The 18,782-nt window shown below is 61.1% G+C and carries 12 protein-coding genes, 1 other RNA gene and 1 pseudogene; 3 read left to right on the plus strand and 11 right to left on the minus strand.

The genetic code is table 11. The features are described 5' to 3' along the window. Positions 1-77 precede the first annotated feature (77 nt). On the plus strand, positions 78-626 hold the full coding sequence (locus AB4N64_RS16145; protein ID WP_368553529.1) for an adenine phosphoribosyltransferase: 549 nt from the start codon (positions 78-80) through the stop codon (positions 624-626). 153 nt (positions 627-779) lie between these two features. On the opposite strand, the pseudogene AB4N64_RS16150 reads toward AB4N64_RS16145, so the two are convergent. The 5 genes and pseudogenes from AB4N64_RS16150 to dnaX form a co-directional block, all read right to left on the minus strand. Then, a pseudogene (locus tag AB4N64_RS16150) lies at positions 780-1,927 on the minus strand (acyl-CoA dehydrogenase family protein). A 126-nt stretch (positions 1,928-2,053) separates the two neighbouring features. Next, complete coding sequence (recR, locus tag AB4N64_RS16155) at positions 2,054-2,656, minus strand: recombination mediator RecR (protein ID WP_460116913.1); 603 nt, start codon at positions 2,654-2,656, stop codon at positions 2,054-2,056. Between the two features lie 66 nt (positions 2,657-2,722). Further along, a complete protein-coding gene (locus tag AB4N64_RS16160; RefSeq protein WP_460116914.1) occupies positions 2,723-3,757 on the minus strand; it encodes an NADP-dependent oxidoreductase in 1,035 nt (344 codons plus the stop codon). 275 nt (positions 3,758-4,032) lie between these two features. Continuing rightward, the gene (locus AB4N64_RS16165) at positions 4,033-4,371 is read right to left on the minus strand and encodes a YbaB/EbfC family nucleoid-associated protein (RefSeq protein ID WP_460116915.1); all 339 of its coding nucleotides are present in this window, start codon (positions 4,369-4,371) and stop codon (positions 4,033-4,035) included. Positions 4,372-4,437: 66 nt separating this feature from the next. Next, positions 4,438-6,504, minus strand: a complete 2,067-nt coding sequence (gene dnaX / locus AB4N64_RS16170; protein ID WP_460116916.1) for a DNA polymerase III subunit gamma/tau — start codon at positions 6,502-6,504, stop codon at positions 4,438-4,440. Between the two features lie 143 nt (positions 6,505-6,647). On the opposite strand from dnaX, the gene AB4N64_RS16175 reads away from it, so the two are divergent. Further along, positions 6,648-7,394: a substrate-binding periplasmic protein gene (locus AB4N64_RS16175; protein WP_460116917.1), complete on the plus strand. Its 747-nt coding sequence runs from the start codon at positions 6,648-6,650 to the stop codon at positions 7,392-7,394. A 9-nt stretch (positions 7,395-7,403) separates the two neighbouring features. On the opposite strand, the gene AB4N64_RS16180 is transcribed toward AB4N64_RS16175, so the two are convergent. After that, a complete protein-coding gene (locus AB4N64_RS16180; RefSeq protein ID WP_460116918.1) occupies positions 7,404-9,104 on the minus strand; it encodes a putative bifunctional diguanylate cyclase/phosphodiesterase in 1,701 nt (566 codons plus the stop codon). 411 nt (positions 9,105-9,515) lie between these two features. Here AB4N64_RS16180 and AB4N64_RS16185 point away from each other — a divergent pair, with 411 nt between their 5' ends. Further along, a complete protein-coding gene (locus AB4N64_RS16185) occupies positions 9,516-9,842 on the plus strand; it encodes a helix-turn-helix domain-containing protein (RefSeq protein WP_460116919.1) in 327 nt (108 codons plus the stop codon). Positions 9,843-9,999: 157 nt separating this feature from the next. Here AB4N64_RS16185 and ffs read toward each other — a convergent pair. From ffs to smc, 5 genes are all read right to left on the minus strand, one after another. After that, an RNA gene (gene ffs, locus AB4N64_RS16190) (signal recognition particle sRNA small type) lies at positions 10,000-10,096 on the minus strand. A gap of 240 nt (positions 10,097-10,336) precedes the next feature. Continuing rightward, positions 10,337-11,494 carry a zinc-binding metallopeptidase family protein gene (locus AB4N64_RS16195; RefSeq protein ID WP_460116920.1) on the minus strand — a complete coding sequence of 386 codons (1,158 nt, stop codon included), beginning with the start codon at positions 11,492-11,494 and terminating at the stop codon, positions 10,337-10,339. Between the two features lie 115 nt (positions 11,495-11,609). Further along, complete coding sequence (gene ligA / locus AB4N64_RS16200; RefSeq protein WP_460116921.1) at positions 11,610-13,967, minus strand: NAD-dependent DNA ligase LigA; 2,358 nt, start codon at positions 13,965-13,967, stop codon at positions 11,610-11,612. A gap of 163 nt (positions 13,968-14,130) precedes the next feature. Continuing rightward, positions 14,131-14,985, minus strand: coding sequence for a cell division protein ZipA (zipA, locus tag AB4N64_RS16205; RefSeq protein ID WP_460116922.1), 855 nt, complete (start codon positions 14,983-14,985; stop codon positions 14,131-14,133). A gap of 307 nt (positions 14,986-15,292) precedes the next feature. Then, complete coding sequence (gene smc, locus AB4N64_RS16210; protein ID WP_460116923.1) at positions 15,293-18,781, minus strand: chromosome segregation protein SMC; 3,489 nt, start codon at positions 18,779-18,781, stop codon at positions 15,293-15,295. Position 18,782 lies beyond the last annotated feature (1 nt).

Here is an 18,782-nt window from a genome sequence, read left to right on the forward strand (position 1 = left end):
GCGACGAAGGCGGCTGAGCCAAACGGTTCTGCCGCCGTTATACTGCGACGTTTGCAGCCTGCCAGGACACCTCGACGATGGTCTTCGACTCCTTCGACATCAAATCCCTGATCCGCCCGGTGATCGACTTCCCGAAACCGGGCGTCATCTTTCGTGACATCACCCCGCTCTTCCAGTCCCCCACCGCCCTGCGCCTGGTGATGGACAGCTTCGCCCACCGCTACGTCGAAGCCGATTTCACCCACATTGGTGCGATGGACGCTCGGGGTTTCCTGATTGGTTCGGTATTGGCCTATCAACTGAACAAGCCGCTGGTACTGTTTCGCAAGCAGGGCAAACTGCCGGCGGATGTACTGGCCGAAGGTTATGCGACCGAGTACGGCGAAGCCTTCCTTGAAGTGCACGCCGACAGCCTGTGCGAAGGCGACTCGGTGGTGATGTTCGATGACCTGATCGCCACCGGCGGTACGCTGATCGCAGCGGCCAACCTGATTCGGCGCATGGGGGCGCGAGTGCATGAAGCCGCGGCGATCATCGATTTGCCGGAGCTGGGTGGCTCGCAGCGCCTGGAAGACATGGGGATACCGACGTATTGCCTGACGCAGTTTGCGTTGACCGATAAGTAAGCGGCACTTGTAACGGCCCCATCCCTGTAGGAGCGAGCTTGCTCGCGATGGTAGTCGCCACACCGCGGGGTGTCAGACAGCCCGCGTTATCGTTGACCTCCATCGCGAGCAAGCTCGCTCCTACAGGGATGGCGTCGGTCGCCACACCGCAGATCAAAGCCCCATCTGCTTGCTGATGATCTCGTTCATCACTTCCCGCGTCCCCCCGCCAATCGACAGTATCCGGTTATCACGGTACAACCGCTCCACCAGACTCTCGCGCATGTAACCCAGACCACCCAGGATCTGCACGGCATCGTTGACGATCCGGTCCGCCGTGTCGGTGGCGAAGTTCTTGGCCATGGAGATCTCCTTGATCACGCTCTGCCCCGCCGCCATTTTTGCTGCCTGCCGATACGTGAACTCCCTTGAGACTTCCAGCGCCGTCGCCATCTCCGCCAGGCGATGCTTGATCACCTGGAACTTGCCAATCGGCTTACCGAACGCTTCGCGTTGACGCGCCCACTTCAAGCTTTCTTCCAGCGCCAGTTGCGCGGTCATGTTGGCCATCAGCGCCAGCGCCAGGCGCTCACTCTGGAAGTTGCCCATGATGCAGGCAAACCCCATGTTCTCGCCGCCAATCAGATGCCCCACAGGCACCCTGCAATCGTCGAAGAAAAGCTCGGCGGTGTCCGAGGCCCACCACCCCATTTTCTTCAGTGACCGCCCGACAGTGAAGCCAGGGTGCCCTTCTCGATGAGCAACAGGCTGATGCCGGCGAAACCCGGTTCGCCCGTGCGTACCGCCACCGTGTAGAAATCGGCGCGCACGCCACTGGTGATAAAGGTCTTGCTGCCATTGACCCGGTAGAAATCGCCGTCCCGTACGGCACGGGTCTGCAGGTTGGCGACGTCAGAGCCTCCACCGGGTTCGGTGACGGCCAGAGCGCTGATTTTTTCGCCGGACAACACCTGCGGCACGACACGGTCACGGACATCGGCCCGGGCCCACTTGAGGATAGGCGGCAGGCCGATGTCCAGCGATCCCAGCCCTGCCACCAGCCCGCCCGAGCCACAGCGCATCAGCTCTTCGCTGGCGGCGACTTTGGCGAACAAATCGCCCTCATGACTGCCACCGAACCTTTCCGGGTAACCGATGCCCAGAATCCCCGCCGCACCGGCCTTGAGGTAAAGCTCACGGGGAAAGCCCTCGGCCTCCTCCCATTGATCGATGCCCGGGAGAATCTCGCGTTCGACGAAGCGTCGGACGCTGTCACGGATCATTTGGTGGTTGGGGTCGAAGTATTCCTGGAAAGCAGGCATCGGCGAACTCCGCTGAAGGGGTTCGCCGAAGTTAACCGAGCGCTTGCTTGGTTTTCAACCAGAATGTGCGGGTCAGACAGACATCGCGGGCAAGCCCGCGATAGCGCCAGATCAGGCGCCATGGAATCACAGCGAAATCGGCTTGCGCCCCGCAAACGAATGCGCCAGCGTCCCGCCATCCACCAGCTCCAGCTCTCCACCCAACGGCACACCATGGGCGATGCGCGAAGCGATCAGGCCTTTGTTCGCCAGCAACTGGGCGATGTAATGCGCGGTGGCTTCACCTTCGACCGTCGGGTTGGTAGCCAGAATGACTTCGGCGAATGTCCCCGCCTCGTCGATCCGCGCCAGCAACTGGGGAATACCGATGGCTTCCGGGCCAAGGCCGTCGAGCGGCGAGAGGTGGCCCTTGAGCACGAAGTAACGGCCGCGAAAACCGGTCTGCTCCACCGCGTAGACGTCCATCGGGCCTTCCACCACGCATAGCAAGGTGTCATCGCGACGGGTATCGGCGCATTGCGGGCACAGGTCGTCTTCGGTCAACGTGCGGCACAAGCGGCAGTGGCCCACCCCTTCCATGGCCTGGCTCATGGCCGAAGCCAGGCGCGCGCCACCACTGCGATCACGCTCGAGCAGCTGCAACGCCATGCGCTGGGCAGTTTTCTGACCGACCCCAGGCAAAATTCGCAGGGCATCGATCAGTTGGCGAATCAAAGGGCTGAAGCTCATGGGGAAAAGTCCGACAAAAACAACGAGACGCGGTTTATACCCGCGCCTCTCTTTAGCGTCAAATACTCAGTCCTGCGCGACTCGCACCACCAGTTTGCCGAAGTTGCGTCCCTCCAGCAGGCCAATGAACGCCTCGGGCGCGTTCTCGAGACCATCGACCACGTCCTCGCGGAATTTCACCTTGCCATCGCGCACCCACGGGGCCATGGCGCTGACGAATTCCGGCTGGCGGTCACCGTAGTCATCAAACACGATGAATCCCTGGATGCGTACGCGCTTGGTCAGCAGCGTGCGCTGCAACTGTGGCAGGCGATCCGGGCCGGTCGGCGCCTCGCTGGCGTTGTAGGACGCAATCAGGCCGCACAAGGGAATACGTGCCTTGGGATTGAGCAACGGCACGACCGCATCGAAGACCTTGCCCCCGACATTCTCGTAATAGATGTCGATGCCATTGGGACAGGCCGACGCCAGTTCGCTGGCGAAATTCGCGCCTTTGTGGTCGATGCAGGCATCGAACCCCAGTTCTTCGACCACGTAGCGGCATTTGTCCGCACCGCCCGCCACGCCGACGACCCGCAAGCCCTTGATCTTCGCCACCTGGCCCACCACGGAACCGACCGCGCCGGACGCCGCAGCCACCACCAGTGTTTCACCCTCTTGGGGCTGGCCGATATCCATCAAGCCCATGTAGGCCGTCATACCCGGCATGCCCAGCACGCCCAAGGCCATCGACGGGCTCGGCAGTCCGGACGGCACCGCAATGATGTTGCGCCCGTCACTGATGCTGTGGCTCTGCCAGCCGGTAGCGCCGACCACCAGGTCGCCTTCGTGGAACTTGGGGTTCAACGAACGCTCGACCCGACTGACAGCACCGCCGGTCATCACCTCGCCGATCTGCACCGGCGCCGCGTAGGACGGTGCGTCACTCATGCGCCCGCGCATGTAAGGGTCCAGCGACAGATAAAGTGTCTTGAGCAACACCTGACCATCGGCCAGCTCCGGCAGTGCCTCCCTTTCCAGACGGAAGTTCTCGGGCGTCGGTGCGCCCACCGGACGGGACGCCAGTACGATACGTTGGTTGAGGGTCAATGCTTCGGACATGTGAGCGTCTCCTTTGATCGTTGAGATTGGCCGGTGTAGATGAGCAGACCTTGGTGGCGGTTTGGGGTTCGATGTTTCCGACCGTAAGGCCGAGTTGACGCCATCGCGGGCAAGCCCGCTCCCACAATGGATCGGTGGTGTTCACAAGTCTTCTGTAGGAGCGGGCTTGCCCGCGATGGCGCCCTCACAATCACCACATATCGTTCAGGCACAAACAAAAATGCCAGGCACTCAGCCTGGCATCCTGTTTAACTCATCTCATCCGCCAAGGCGAATCAGAAAGGCATTTTCATACCCGGTGGCAGTTGCATGCCAGCGGTCATGCTGCCCATTTTTTCCTGGCTGTTGGCTTCGATCTTGCGCACGGCGTCGTTGACGGCCGCAGCAATGACCGCTTCCAGCATTTCCTTGTCGTCTTCACTCATGCCTTCGACCAGGCTCGGGTCAATGCTCACGCTCTTCAAGTCATGACGACCGGTCATCACCACGGTGACCATATCGCCACCGGCCTTACCGGTGACTTCGGCGTTGGCCAGCTCTTCCTGCATCTTGGCCATTTTTTCCTGCATTTGCTGCGCCTGCTTCATCAGGCCGGCCATGCCACCTTTCATCATGGTAATCACCTCAAAGTACGTGGATATCAAGCAGCGTCCGGCCACCAGGTCGAACGCCTTCAGTTACTAGCCCTGACTGACCAGGGCCTCGACAGGTTCAATAGTATCGTTACGGATCACCGCGCCGAACTGCTGCATCATCTGCTGGATGAACGGATCGCCATGGATCGATTCCTCCGCCTCGCGCTGTCGGTCGGCACGACGACGGGATGCCGCCTGGGCGGGCGTTTCCTGCTCGGGCTTGATGAGCTCGATGTTCAGGGTCAATGGGCGTCCGTGGTACTGGTTCAACGCATCGTTGAGTCGACGTTGCTGGGTCGCGTTGAACAGCGCGCTATGGGCTGGATCGAGGTGCAACAGCCAGGTGTCGCCATCGACAGCGATTAATGTGCAGTTGGCGGCGATGCTGCCAGTCATGCCGGAAATAGGCAATTTCGGGAACAGCTCCAACCATTCCAGCGCCAGTCCGGTGGCGGGCATCGCTGCAGGTTCCGGCTCGGGCTCCGGCGCGGGCTCCGAGGTATGTTCGCTGGCCAGTTCGTCGAGATAGCTGTACGCCGAATCCATGTCCGGTTCGATGTAGTCCTCGTCCAGCGGCGGCTCATCGTCGTCCAGGTCGATGCCTGGTGTGGCGGCATCGACGTCAGCCACAGAAGGCTCGGGAATCGACGCAGAGGCCCACTCCGGGACATCCGGTGCGTCCGGCACGACGCTGTCCGGCGTCTGCGCCAGGACTGGCGGCAGCTCGGGCTGTTCAGCGATGGTTTCCAGCACCGGCTCGACGGCAGGCTGCTGGATGACTTCGGGTTCGGGCTCTACCGGATCGTTCCAAGGCAGGTCGACGACTTCTTCCACCGCGACATGCTCAGGCTCGGCAACCGGCTCAGGCGCAACCACAGGAGCGACCGACTCGGGCGTGGGCTCAGGAACGGCAGCCGGTGCCGGCGCTGCAACGACTACCGGCGCGACAGCCACTGACTTGGCGGAATCAACCGTGGCCTGGCTGATTCCCACTGGCTTTAGCGGTTGCCTCGGTGCGCCCTCGGTGTCTGCCGGACGGAACGCGAGCATCCGCAGCAGGACCATCTCGAAACCACCACGCGGGTCCGGTGCCAGCGGCAGATCGCGGCGGCCGATCAGGCCCATCTGGTAATAGAACTGCACGTCTTCGGCGGGCAAGGCCTGGGCCAGTGCCAGCACCCGGTCGCGATCGCCGTGGCCGTTGTCGACGCCGTCAGGCAAGGCCTGGGCGATGGCGACCCGGTGCAGCACGTTTAGAATTTCAGACAGCACGCCGTTCCAGTCGGGGCCTTGCTCGGCGAGGTGGCGCACCGCTTCGAGCAATGCCTTGGCATCACCTTCGATCAGCGCATGCAAGACGTCGTACACCTGACCATGGTCGAGGGTGCCAAGCATTGCCCGCACGTCGGCGGCCATGACCTTGCCTTCACCGAAGGCAATCGCCTGGTCGGTCAGGCTCATGGCATCGCGCATCGAACCATCGGCAGCACGGCCCAGCAACCAAAGCGCATCGTCTTCGAACGGAACGTTCTCGACGCCCAGCACATGGGTCAAATGCTCGACCACCCGCTCCGGGGTCATGTTTTTCAGGGAGAACTGCAAGCAACGGGACAAAATCGTTGCAGGAAGTTTCTGTGGATCGGTGGTCGCCAGGATGAACTTGACGTAGGGCGGCGGCTCTTCAAGGGTTTTCAACAGCGCGTTGAAGGAGTGACTGGACAGCATGTGCACTTCGTCGATCAGGTAGACCTTGAAGCGCCCACGGCTTGGCGCGTACTGCACGTTATCCAGCAGCTCGCGGGTGTCCTCGACCTTGGTCCGGCTCGCGGCGTCAATCTCGATCAGGTCGACGAAGCGCCCTTCATCGATCTCACGGCATACCGAACACTCGCCACAGGGGCTGGAGGTGATGCCGGTTTCACAGTTCAGGCACTTGGCGATGATCCGCGCAATGGTGGTCTTGCCGACCCCGCGTGTACCGGTAAACAGGTAGGCATGGTGCAGCCGCTGGCTGTCCAAGGCATTGATCAGAGCCTTGAGCACATGGGTCTGGCCGACCATTTCGCGGAACGAGCGCGGACGCCATTTACGTGCAAGAACCTGATAACTCATCGAAAACCGTCGCAACCAAGGAACAGAAGCGGCTAATGCTAGCGGAGCAAGGGCAAAATTGCATCCGGCATGCTCGTCTAATCTGGCTAAGATGCACACTTGGGGCTTTTATTGGCCCGGGTTCGATCCGTACTGGAGCGTCTATGCGGCTGGCCTTGGGGGCACTGCTGTTGATCGGTCTGAACGCCAGCGCCGCAGAGGCGCCCTTGCGCTTTGTGCTGCCCGACAGTTGGGCCATGCCGATGGTGCAACTGGAGCGCGGCCAGCCGACCCAAGGCATCCTGTATGACGCGATGCTCAGCCTGGCCACTCAGGTCGGCGTGCCGGCCGAGTTCCATGTGTTGCCCCGGGCACGCGTGCAGGGCGCGATGGAACATGGTGAAGTCGATGTGCGCTGTTATGCCGCGCAATCGTGGCTGCCGAATCAATCCGGCGACTATATCTGGAGCATCCCGCTGTGGACCCAACCGGACGTGCTGGTCAGCCGCCGGGGCCCGCCACTCGCCGTGGTCCCGGCAGACCTGCCGCGCCAGACCATCGGTACGGTGCTGGGTTACAGCTATCCGACCTTGCAACCCCTGTTCGACAACGGCCATTTGCTGCGCGAGGACGCGCGCAGTCAGGATCAGGCGCTGGAGAAGCTGCTGGCCGGACGCTATCGCTATGCGGTGAGCAATCTGTGGACACTGGACTGGTTCAACCAACGCCAGCCCTCAGATCGGCAACTGCAAGGCGTGGCGGTGCTGCAGGAGCAAAGTGTTGGCTGCTTCGTTCGCAACGATCCGAACGTGCCCGTGCAGCGCATCCTGCGCACGCTGCTGCGGATGAAAATGTCCGGGGAGATCGACGACATCATCCGGCTGTATGTGGGTAATGCGGACAATCGATAACCGCCCTTTTCACGGAACGGCCTCGTCCAGCCGCCATGGCCGTGGCGCAACATACTGTTCGGCCCAACGCTGCACCTCGTCCTCCGGCATCGGACGGGCGATGAAATATCCCTGGCCAATGTCGCACCCCAGTTGCAACAGCATCCGGCCATGTTCGATGCTTTCCACCCCTTCGGCAATCACCTGCCGGCCAAACGCCCGCGCCAGGCCTATCACGGCCTTGGTCAGGGCCAGATCGTCGTGATCATGCAGAATGTCTCGAATGAACGAGCGGTCGATCTTGATCGTCTGCGTGCGTAAGCGCTTGAGGTAACTGAGCGAGGAATACCCGGTGCCGAAGTCCCCTAACGAGAACTGAACCCCAAGCGCCTGACAGGCTTGCAGGCAAGCACTGACATGCTGGATGTTCTCGACGGCGACCGACTCGACGATTTCCAGGTCCAGCCTCTGCGGCGGGACGTGGGCATGCCGCGCGAGCAACTGATCAAGGCGGTCGACAAAGTCGGCACGCTGGAAATGCCGGGCGGCAATGTTCACGCTGATCGGCCAGCCCTGCCCGATGACCTGCCAACGACCCAATTGTTGCAACACCTGATCGATCACCCATTCTCCGATGTCGATGATCAGGTCAGTTTGCGCCACCACCGGCAAGAACTCGCGAGCCGGGATCGTGCCCTTCTGCGGATGCTCCCAGCGCAGCAGCGCCTCGAACCCGACGATGACGCCATGACGCATATGCACCTTGGGCTGGTAATAAAGGCGCAATTCACCAGCAGCCAGCGCCTGTCGCACCCGCTCGACGGTCTGGTGCGTCGCCTTGACCTCCTGATCGCGCCCCACATCGAACAAATGGAACCGGTTGCGCCCGCTCTGTTTGGCCACGTACATGGCCTGATCGGCGTGGCGCAGCAAGGTTTCGGCGTCTTCGTCGTCATGGGGAAACAGCGTCACACCGATACTGGCGAAGACATTGAGCGCCTTGCCCTGCACCGAATAAGGGGCAGACAATGCCCCCAGCACCCGATTGAGGGCCGCGCGCAGCTCCGGCAGGTCGCGCACATAACGCAACACCAGCACGAACTCGTCACCCGCCAGCCGCGCCACCACGTCTTCACCGCGAACGATGTCGCGCAAGCGCCTGGCCACTTCCACCAGCAACAGATCGCCACTGGCATGCCCGTAGCCATCATTGACGGCCTTGAAACCATCGAGGTCGAGCATACACACCGCCAAGGGAATGTTTTCCTGACGGGAAAAGGCCAACGCCTGGTCGAGCAAGTCGGAAAGAAACGCACGATTGGGCAGGCCGGTCAGGACGTCATGCCCCACGCGCCATTGCAGGGAATGCAACAGTTGGCGTTTTTCACTGATGTCGAAACGAATGGCGAGGAAACGGTGAATCCGCCCAGTGATGTCGTCCAGCACCGGCACCAGGGTGCTCTCTACCCAGAACAGACTGCCGTCCTTGGCGCGATTGCAGATTTCCCCCTTCCACACATTGCCCAAGGCGATGGTGCGCCACATGTTGAGGAAGAATTCGGTCGGGTGCAGCCCGGAATTGAGCAGACGATGGTTCTGTCCGAGCAGTTCGTCACGACTGTAGCCGGACACGGCGCAGAACTGATCGTTGACGTAGGTGATCCGACCGGTGACGTCCGTCTCGGAAAAAATCGCGGCGGCATCCACGGCCCTGCGGTATTTCTCGTCCATGATTCAGGCTCACTGCCGCTAGCGGCGATCGCGTTCGACCAGCGCGCAATAACCGGTAAAGAAGAGTTGAATCCACTTGCGCAGCGCCACGTGATCACTCCATGTACAGCCATTGATGGCCCATTGGTAGCCGCCGATCTACTAGTCTCAACGACAGGGACGCAGCAACGGCCATTTCGGTAATTTTTTGCACGGCAAAGCCAAGCTGAGCCCGCCACTCACTGGTGGGGAGGAGCGCAGTGCTGGCTCTGCGCCACCAGGCGAACTTCAGAGAACCGGACACCCAATATCCCCTTGGGAGTGGCGATTCTACGAATTACATCACAATTTGCATAGCAAAGTGATGAATCGAGCGGTTGCCTAATGCGAAAATCTATCGTTAAGTTCTTGATTCTAAATGGGAATTGAGCGATGCAAATTTCAAGCTTGGGTTCAGCCATTCGTCGTTACCGCAAGGTCGCAGGGCTTACTCAGGCTGAGCTCGGTGAAAGGACCGGTTTTGACCCCAAAACCATCAGCCGCTTCGAAACCGGGACCTACACGCCCAGCGTGGAGGCGCTGTTCCTGCTTGCCACTGTGCTGGGGGTCCAGCTGAAGGCATTTTTTGTCGATCTGGATGATGAAGACGAACAACGCGCTTACCTGTTCTCCGTCATCCACAAAACCGCGCCGAAGGATCTGGGCAAGCTGATCGCCGCGGTCGACCAGGCCCTTTCAAAGCTCGAGCGACAGACATAAAAAAGGAGGCCGACCTGAATCGACAGGTCGGCCTCCTTTTTTGTGTGCCAAATCGCAAACGACAAAAATCCGCCCCTGAGCACATTCAGGGCAGAGCAGGGAAGATGATTTAAGCGGGATAACGCGAGAGAGGGTCCGCGTAGCGTTATGGAGGCAACCCCACCAGCCACACCCCGGCACACAATGTTCCCGCTGTGGCTGCTGCCTTCCGGCTCTGACCAGGTTCACGGGTAATCGTTGCGGGGGGACCGATGGGGTCACCATAACGACGCCCGCCTGACGGCGAGCCGCGCCATTGTACCTGTCTGGGACGAAGTTACAACCGTTGGCCGGGATAAAAAATTTGAGTGGGTTCAAGGACATGCAAAGGCTGTTGCGGGAGAGCCCGCTTCTGCGGGGTCTTGCTGCATGTTCACGGTGAAATCCTGTAGGAGCGAGCTTGCTCGCGATGGAGGCCCAGGCACCGCTGGCTATCCTGACACCCAGCGTTATCGTTAACGACCATCGCGAGCAAGCTCGCTCCTACAGGAGATCACCAGGTGGATGAAGTGCAGCTTGGTGATCGCCGCCGGTGGCAGGACGAAGGGGTAGAAATCCGCCTGCCCCATGCTGCGCGACAGTTCGTTGAGCATGCTCGCCAGTTCGATCCAGGCGTTGACGAACGAGAGGAACGCCGCGCCGCCGGGGTGCTGTGAATCGAACAGGACGCTGGCCGGGAACGGCTGGTAGTCAAGGTCCATCTCCCGGGCGCTCATGCCGAAACCGAGGGCCGTGTCCACTGCGTCCATCATGTGCAGGTAGTGCGCCCAGGTTTCCGCCCAGTCTTCCCACGGATGCATGGTGGCGTAAGCGCTGACGAAGTGTTGCTGCCAATCCAAAGGCGCACCTTGCTGGTAATGGCGTTCCAGCGCGTCGGCGTAGCTCGCCCGCTCGTCACCGAACAGGTCACGAAACGGCGCCTGCCATTCGGTGTTTGCAATCAGTCGATCCCAGTAATAGTGGCCGACTTCGTGCCGAAAATGCCCCAGCAGCGTGCGATACGGCTCATGCATGTGCACCCGCACCTGTTCGCGGTGGGCGTCGTCAGCTTCGCTGATATCCAGGGTAATCAGCCCATTGGCGTGGCCGGTAGTGGGCGGCTGGCCTTCCAGGTCGACGCCGATGAAGTCGAACGCCAGGCCCGCCTCGGCGTCTTCGGACCGGGGCACGATCGGCAGGCCCAGGCCGAGCAACTGGGCGACCAGCCGGCGCTTGGCTGCTTCGACCTTGCGCCAGCGCTCGTGGTTGTCGTCAATCGACAGGTCGGGGATGGTGCGATTGAGTCGGCACGCGATGCATAAGCTGTGAGAATCGCTGGCCGGCAACAGCCAGTTGCAGGCGGCCGGCGAGTCGAGGTTGGCACAGCGGCGCCAGGCACCGGCGTCGGGGTCGGCGTCGAGTAGCCAGGTGCCCGCCTGTTCGGCGGGTTGCATGGAGGTCAGGCGGCCTTGCTGTGGCTGATAACCCAGGGCCGCCGAACAGGCCAGGCATTGGCTGTTGGGAAAAAACAGCGATTGCCCGCAGCGGCAGTTCCACACCTTGCTGTTGCGCGAACGCTCGCCGATGAAGGGTGCGGCGATGCGCGAACTGAGCTGTTCGAAGAAACGGAGCATGGCGATCTCTTCCTTGGGGGTTGCCAAGACTAGATCATTGCTCCATCGAGATCGTTCCCACGCCGTGCGTGGGAACGATCATCATCGCGAGCAAGCTCGCTCCTACAGGAGGTAGCTACGCAGATATGCCGTGCTCACCCAGGAAACTGACAAACGCCTCCTCATCCAGCACCTTCAACCCCAGCTCATTCGCCTTGGCCAATTTGGAGCCCGCACCGGGCCCCGCCACCACGCAGTGGGTCTTGGCCGATACCGAACCGGCCACCTTGGCGCCGAGGTTTTCCAGCTTGTCCTTGGCCACGTCGCGACTCATCAACTCCAGCGAGCCGGTCAACACCCAGGTCTGGCCCGTCAGCGGCAAGCCTTCGACGACTTTTTTCTCGCTCAACCAGTGCATGCCGAAATCGCGCAATTGTTGCTCCGCCGCTTGCGCCAGCTCGCGGTTTTCGGCCAAGGCAAAAAACTCTCGAACCGAATTGGCCTGTTTCTCCGGCAGGGCCTGGCGCATATCCAGCCAATCGGCATTGAACACGCCTTCCAGGGATCCGAATTTTTCCGCAAGTTTCTGCGCGCCACCCGGCCCGACCGACGGAATGTGCAGCTTGTCCAGGAATCCACCGAGGGTCGTGCTGGCAGCGAACTCGGCACTCAGCTCGCCCTGATCCTGAATCTGCAAACCATGCTTGAGCAGATCGGCGATGACTTGCTGGTTGTGCTTGTCTTCAAAAAAGCTGTGAATCTCGTGGGCCACTTCCAGCCCTACGTCCGGCAAGTAGGTCAGCACGTTTGGCAATGCCTGCTGGACCCGCTCCAGCGACCCCAGCGAGCGCGCCAGGACCTTGGCCGTCTCCTCGCCTACATCGGGAATGCCCAGGGCATAGATGAAGCGCGCCAGGCTCGGGCGCTTGCTGTCCTCGATGGCGCTGAGCAACTTTTTGCTCGACAGCTCGGCAAAACCTTCGAGCTCGACGATGTCTTCGAACTTCAGCGCATAAAGGTCGGCCGGCGAACTCACCAGGCCTTCATCGACCAGTTGCTCGACGCTCTTGTCGCCCAGGCCTTCGATGTCCATGGCGCGGCGCGACACGAAGTGAATGATTGCCTGTTTCAGCTGCGCGCCGCAGGCCAGTCGGCCAACGCAGCGATACACCGCGCCTTCACTGACGGTTTCGCGACCCTTGCTGCGCTTGACCAGTTGGGTACGTTCGACATGGGAACCGCACACCGGGCAACGCTCGGGAATCTGTACGGCGCGTGCATCCTTAGGGCGACGCTCGAGCACCACCTGCACCACTTGCGGAATCACATCGCCGGCGCGGCGAATGATCACGGTGTCGCCGATCATCAGGCCCAGGCGCGCCACTTCATCCATGTTGTGCAGCGTTGCGTTGGCCACGGTGACGCCGGCGACCTTCACCGGCTTCAATCGGGCGACAGGGGTCACCGCACCGGTACGACCGACCTGGAATTCCACGTCGAGCAGTTCGGTGAGCTCTTCCATTGCCGGGAATTTGTGGGCAATCGCCCAGCGCGGTTCACGCGCACGGAAACCCAGCTCACGCTGGGAGGCGATGCTGTTGACCTTGAACACCACGCCATCGATTTCATAAGCCAGGCCATTGCGGCGCTCACCGATGTCGCGGTAGTAATCCAGGCACTCGTCGATGCCGTGCGCCAGCTTCAGCTCGCGGCTGATCGGCAGGCCCCAGGTTTGGAGCTGCTTCAGGTTGCCAATGTGGGTGTCGGCGATGTCTTGCGAGACCTGACCAATGCCGTAGCAGCAGAACTCCAGCGGACGGTTGGCGGTAATCTTCGAATCCAGTTGGCGCAAGCTACCCGCTGCCGCGTTGCGCGGGTTGGCGAAGGTTTTGCCACCCACTTCAAGCTGCGTAGCGTTCAGGCGTTCGAAACCGGCCTTGGACATGAACACCTCACCGCGCACTTCCAGGGTCGCCGGCCAGCCAGTGCCTTGCAGCTTCAACGGAATGTTGCGCACGGTGCGCACGTTGACGCTGATGTCTTCGCCGGTGGTGCCGTCGCCACGGGTCGCGCCGCGCACCAGTACGCCGTCCTGATACAGCAGGCTGACCGCCAGGCCATCGAGTTTAGGCTCGCAACTGTATTCCACTGCCGAACCGCCGCCGAACAGATCACCGGCCGGCAGGTCGAGACCTTCGGTCACCCGGCGATCGAACTCGCGCATATCGGTTTCTTCGAAGGCGTTGCCGAGGCTGAGCATCGGCACTTCGTGACGCACCTGAGTGAACGCCGACAACGCAGCGCTGCCAACGCGTTGCGTCGGCGAGTCGCTGGTGATCAGCTCCGGATTGGCCGCTTCGAGGGCTTTGAGTTCGTGGAACAAGCGATCGTATTCAGCGTCCGGAATGCTCGGCTCGTCCAGCACGTGATAACGATAGTTGTGCTGATCGAGTTCAGCGCGCAGCTCTAGAATGCGGTTTTTGGCGGCGGTCATGGGTGTTCTCTCATAAAGCAAAAGAGCAGCCGAAGCTGCTCAATCTGTTGATGCGGCAAAACTTATTGTAGGAGCCGAGCTTGCTCGCGATGGCGATCTCATAGACGCCATCGCGAGCAAGCTCGGCTCCTACAGGTACAGGTCGCGTGGCACGATCCTGTTCTCAACGCTTCTGGGTCAATGCGCGACGTTCGAACTCAACGATGCGCTGACGGTAGTGTTCGATGGTCTGGGCGGTCAACACGCTGCGCTGGTCGTCCTTGAGCTCGCCGTTGAGCTCCTGGGACAGTTTGCGCGCCGCAGCCACCATCACGTCGAAGGCTTGCTTGGGATGACGTGGACCCGGCAGACCAAGGAAAAAGCTAACGGCCGGGGTGCTGAAATGGTCGATGTCGTCCAGATCGAAGATACCCGGCTTGACCGCGTTGGCCATGGAGAACAGCACTTCGCCATTACCGGCCATGCTTTCGTGGCGATGGAAGATGTCCATTTCGCCAAAACGCAAACCGCTCTCCAGGATGTTCTGCAACAGCGCCGGGCCTTTGAAGCCGGCCGCGTCGCGGCAGATCACGCTGATCACCAGCACTTCTTCGGCTTGTGGCTGCTCCTTGTCGCCCAGAGACGGCGAGGACTTGCTGTCGTCCGGAAAATCATCGTCACGGCTGTTGAAGCTCGGGCCACCATCGAGGTCGAGGCTGAGGTTCATGTCGCCCTGGGACGGTTCGCCATGGCCACGCTTGCCACGTTTGGAACCCGACTCACGAGCCTCACGGGCCGGGGCGCTGACCGACGGCAGATCATGCTCGTCCAGTTGCGGTTCTTTATGGGTATCGAGCACCCGGGACGGGCCCAATAGCTCGGCATTACCGTCGTCATCCGGCAAATTGGACAGATTTCGATCAAGACGGAACTTCAGTTTCCCCTTGCCGCCGCGCATCCGGCGCCAGCCATCAAAAAGAATACCGGCAATGACAATGATGCCGATGACGATCAGCCACTCGCGCAGACCGATTTCCATGTAATCCCGTGCCTCTATAAAAAATGCTGAAAAATAAGGGGTTTACAACTGGTAAACCGCTTTAAAACGTGGCGCCAACTCTATGTTCTGACAGGCGTTTTGCCCACGTATACGAAAATTTGACATTAAACTAGCACGACCAAAGACAACTTTACACCGTCTGTCGAAATCGCCGCGCAAATTGTGTCGATTTGCCATCTTCGCCCAACAATTTGCTCGTTTAATCAGGCGCGCGGCTGAAGCTACAAGCCTCAAGTTCCAAGCACAACCTCTTGCAGCTTACAGCTTGCAGCTCGAAGCTACGCCGCTAGGCGTCCACCATCGCCATGGCCTCCTCGACATCCACCGCCACCAATCGCGAACATCCGGGCTCGTGCATCGTCACCCCCATCAATTGATCAGCCATTTCCATGGCGATCTTGTTGTGGGTGATGTAGATGAACTGCACCGTCTGCGACATCTCCTTCACCAGTCGTGCGTAGCGGCCGACGTTCGCGTCGTCCAGTGGCGCGTCCACTTCGTCGAGCATGCAGAACGGTGCCGGGTTCAACTTGAAGATCGCAAAAACCAGGGCCAATGCGGTCAGGGCTTTCTCGCCGCCGGAGAGCAAATGGATGGTGCTGTTCTTCTTCCCGGGCGGGCGCGCCATGATTGTCACCCCTGTATCGAGTAGATCTTCGCCCGTCAGTTCCAAATACGCGCTGCCTCCGCCGAAAACTTTTGGGAAAAGCGCCTGTAAACCACCATTGATCTGATCAAAGGTATCCTTGAAGCGGTTGCGGGTCTCCTTGTCGATCTTGCGAATCACGTTCTCGAGGGTATCCAGCGCTTCCACCAAATCGTCGTTCTGCGCATCCAGATAACGTTTACGCTCCGATTGTTGCTGGTATTCATCGATGGCCGCGAGGTTGATCGCACCCAGGCGTGCAATGCGCGCAGCGATGCGTTCGAGCTCTTCTTCGGCGTCCTTCTCGTTGGCCTCTGGCGCGAGCGTGGCGAGTACGCCATGCAAATCGTAACCGTCCTCCAGCAACTGGTCTTCAAGGGCCTTGCGGCGCACGGTCAGGGCTTGCCATTCCATGCGCTGGGATTCCATCTGGCCACGAATCAGCTGCGATTGCTGTTCGGCCTGGTTACGACGTTTTTCGGCGTCGCGCAGTTCACGGTCGGCATCTTCCAGGGCGATTTGCGCGGTCTTGAGTTCTTCATCGACGGTCATGCGCTTGTCGAGCAGCTCTTCAAGCTTGAGGCGCAGCTCTTCCAGCGGCGCCTCGCCCTCCTCCAGATTGAGGCTCAGTTGCTCGCGCTTTTCGGTCAGGCGCTCGGACTGCATTTCCAGACGTTCCAGCGCCTGGCGAGTGGAGTCGTGCTGCGCCCGCAGCGAACCCAGGCGAACGGCCAATTGATGGGCATGATCCTTGTGCTGCCGCGCTTCCTGACGCACGCGATCGAGACGCTCGCGCAGGCTGTCGCGCTGGGCCAGCAGCAGCTCGCGCTGCTCGGTGTCCAGCGCCATGGCATCCAGCGCGTCCTGCAATTGCAGGCGCGCTTCACCGATATTTTCGTGCTCCAGTTCGCGCTGCTCGGCCAGCTCGGCCAGCTCCTCATCGAGCCGGCGGCGGCGCAAGGTCAATTGCTCGGCCTTGGCCTTGCCAGCGGACAATTGCGCCTTGAGCTCGCCCTGCTGGCGCGCCTCGTCTTGCAGCAGTCGGCGCAAATGTTCACGACCGTTTTCCTGTTGCCGCTGTTGCGCCCGCAGGTTCTGCAATTGCGTTTCCAGGGTCTCGACCGAGGCCTCTCGCTCTTCGCGCTCAAGCCCCAGTCGCTGGATTTCCTGGCCCCGCGCCAGCACGCCGCTTTCCGCTTCGCTGGCCCGGCGCACGCGCAGGAAGTGCCGGCCAACCCAGTAGCCATCACGGCTGATCAGGCTTTGTCCGGTCGCCAGTTGACCACGCAGCGCCAAGGCCTGCTCCAGGCTGTCGACCGGTTTGACCTGGCCCAACCACGGAGACAGGTCGATCTGCGCTTCAACCTTGTCGAGCAGGCTGCCGGGCACACGCACGCCATCGCTCGCGGGGCTGAGTAAACGCAGATCGCCCTGGCTGAAACCCGCGAGGTCGACCCCGGTGAAATCGTCCACCAGCACCGCTTGCAGATCGGCGCCAAGCACGGTTTCCACCGCCAACTCCCAGCCCGCATCCACTTTCAGGCCTTCAGCCAATCGCGGACGCTCGGCCAGATGTTGTTCGCGCAGCCACTCGGCGGTGCCGGTGCCCGGATCGAGTGCAGCCTGTTGCAAGGCTTCAAGCGAAGCCAGGCGCCCATTGAGGCGCTGCAAATCGCCCTGGGCCTGTTGCTGCGCCGACAGCGCCTGCTGCAGTTGCTGGCGCAGTTGTTCAAGGCGCTCGACCTGCGCCTCTTCACTGGCCTGCAAGTCTTCCAGGGTCGCCTCACTCGCCGCCAACTGTTCGGTCAGCGCCATGATCGCCGCGTCTTCCGGGTCCGCCGAAAGCAAATCGCGCTCTTCGCCCAGGCGTTTCTGCCGGTCGGCCAGGCGTTCCAGGCTGGTTTCCAGCTGTTGGATCCGCGCTTGCTGCACTTCGGACTGGCGACGCGGTTCCGCGGCTGTGAGGTTGAACGCGTCCCACTGTTCCTGCCAGCCGTGCATGGTGGTTTCGGATTCTTCCAGCGCCGCAGCGGCTTCTTCGGCGGCAGCGCTGGTGATCTCCTGCTCCGGCACGAGCATGTCCAGCTCTTCGCCGAGGGTCAGCAGCAAGGTGCGGTCGTGCCCCAGGTGCGATTCGGTTTCCAGGCGCGCGCGTTCGGCTTCCTTCAAATCGTCCTGCAACTGCCGCAGACGCTGTTGACCGTGCTGGATGCTCTGCTCGACCCGGGCGATGTCGCCGCCGACCGAATAAAAGCGCCCCTGCACCAGGTTGAAACGCTCGGACAGGTCATGGTGACCGTCACGCAGGCGTTCGATGCTGGCGTCGGCGTTGCGCTGTTCGGCCACCAATGCTTCGAAGGTGACTTCCTGATTGCCGATCACGGCCTCGCGCTGACCAACCTGCTCGTTCAGCGCCTGCCAGCGCAGTGCCGACAACTGCGCCTTGAGCTGACGCTCCTCGCCCTTGTATTCCTGGTATTTCTTGGCGGACTCGGCCTGACGGTGCAGGCGTTCGAGCTGGCGTTCGAGCTCTTCGCGCAGGTCGGTCAGGCGCGCAAGGTTTTCGTGGGTGCGCCGGATTCGGTTTTCAGTCTCGCGCCGACGCTCCTTGTACTTGGAAATCCCCGCCGCTTCCTCGATGAAGTTGCGCAAGTCTTCCGGCTTGGCTTCGATCAGCTTGGAGATCATCCCCTGCTCGATGATCGAGTAACTGCGCGGCCCCAGGCCAGTGCCGAGGAAAATATCGGTGATGTCACGGCGGCGGCATTTGGCGCCGTTGAGGAAGTAGCTGTTCTGGCTGTCGCGGGTCACTTTGCGGCGAATGGAAATTTCCGCATAGGCGGCGTACTCGCCGATCAAGGTGCCATCACTGTTATCGAACACCAGCTCGATGCTCGCCTGGCTCACCGGCTTGCGGCTCGTCGAGCCATTGAAGATGACGTCAGTCATCGACTCGCCACGCAGGTTCTTGGCCGAGCTCTCGCCCATCACCCATCGTACGGCGTCGATGATGTTCGACTTGCCGCAACCATTGGGCCCGACCACCGCCGCCATGTTACTGGGGAAGTTTACCGTGGTCGGGTCGACGAAGGATTTGAACCCCGCCAGCTTGATGCACTTGAGCCGCACG

Source organism: Pseudomonas sp. S2_C03, from assembly GCF_054668405.1.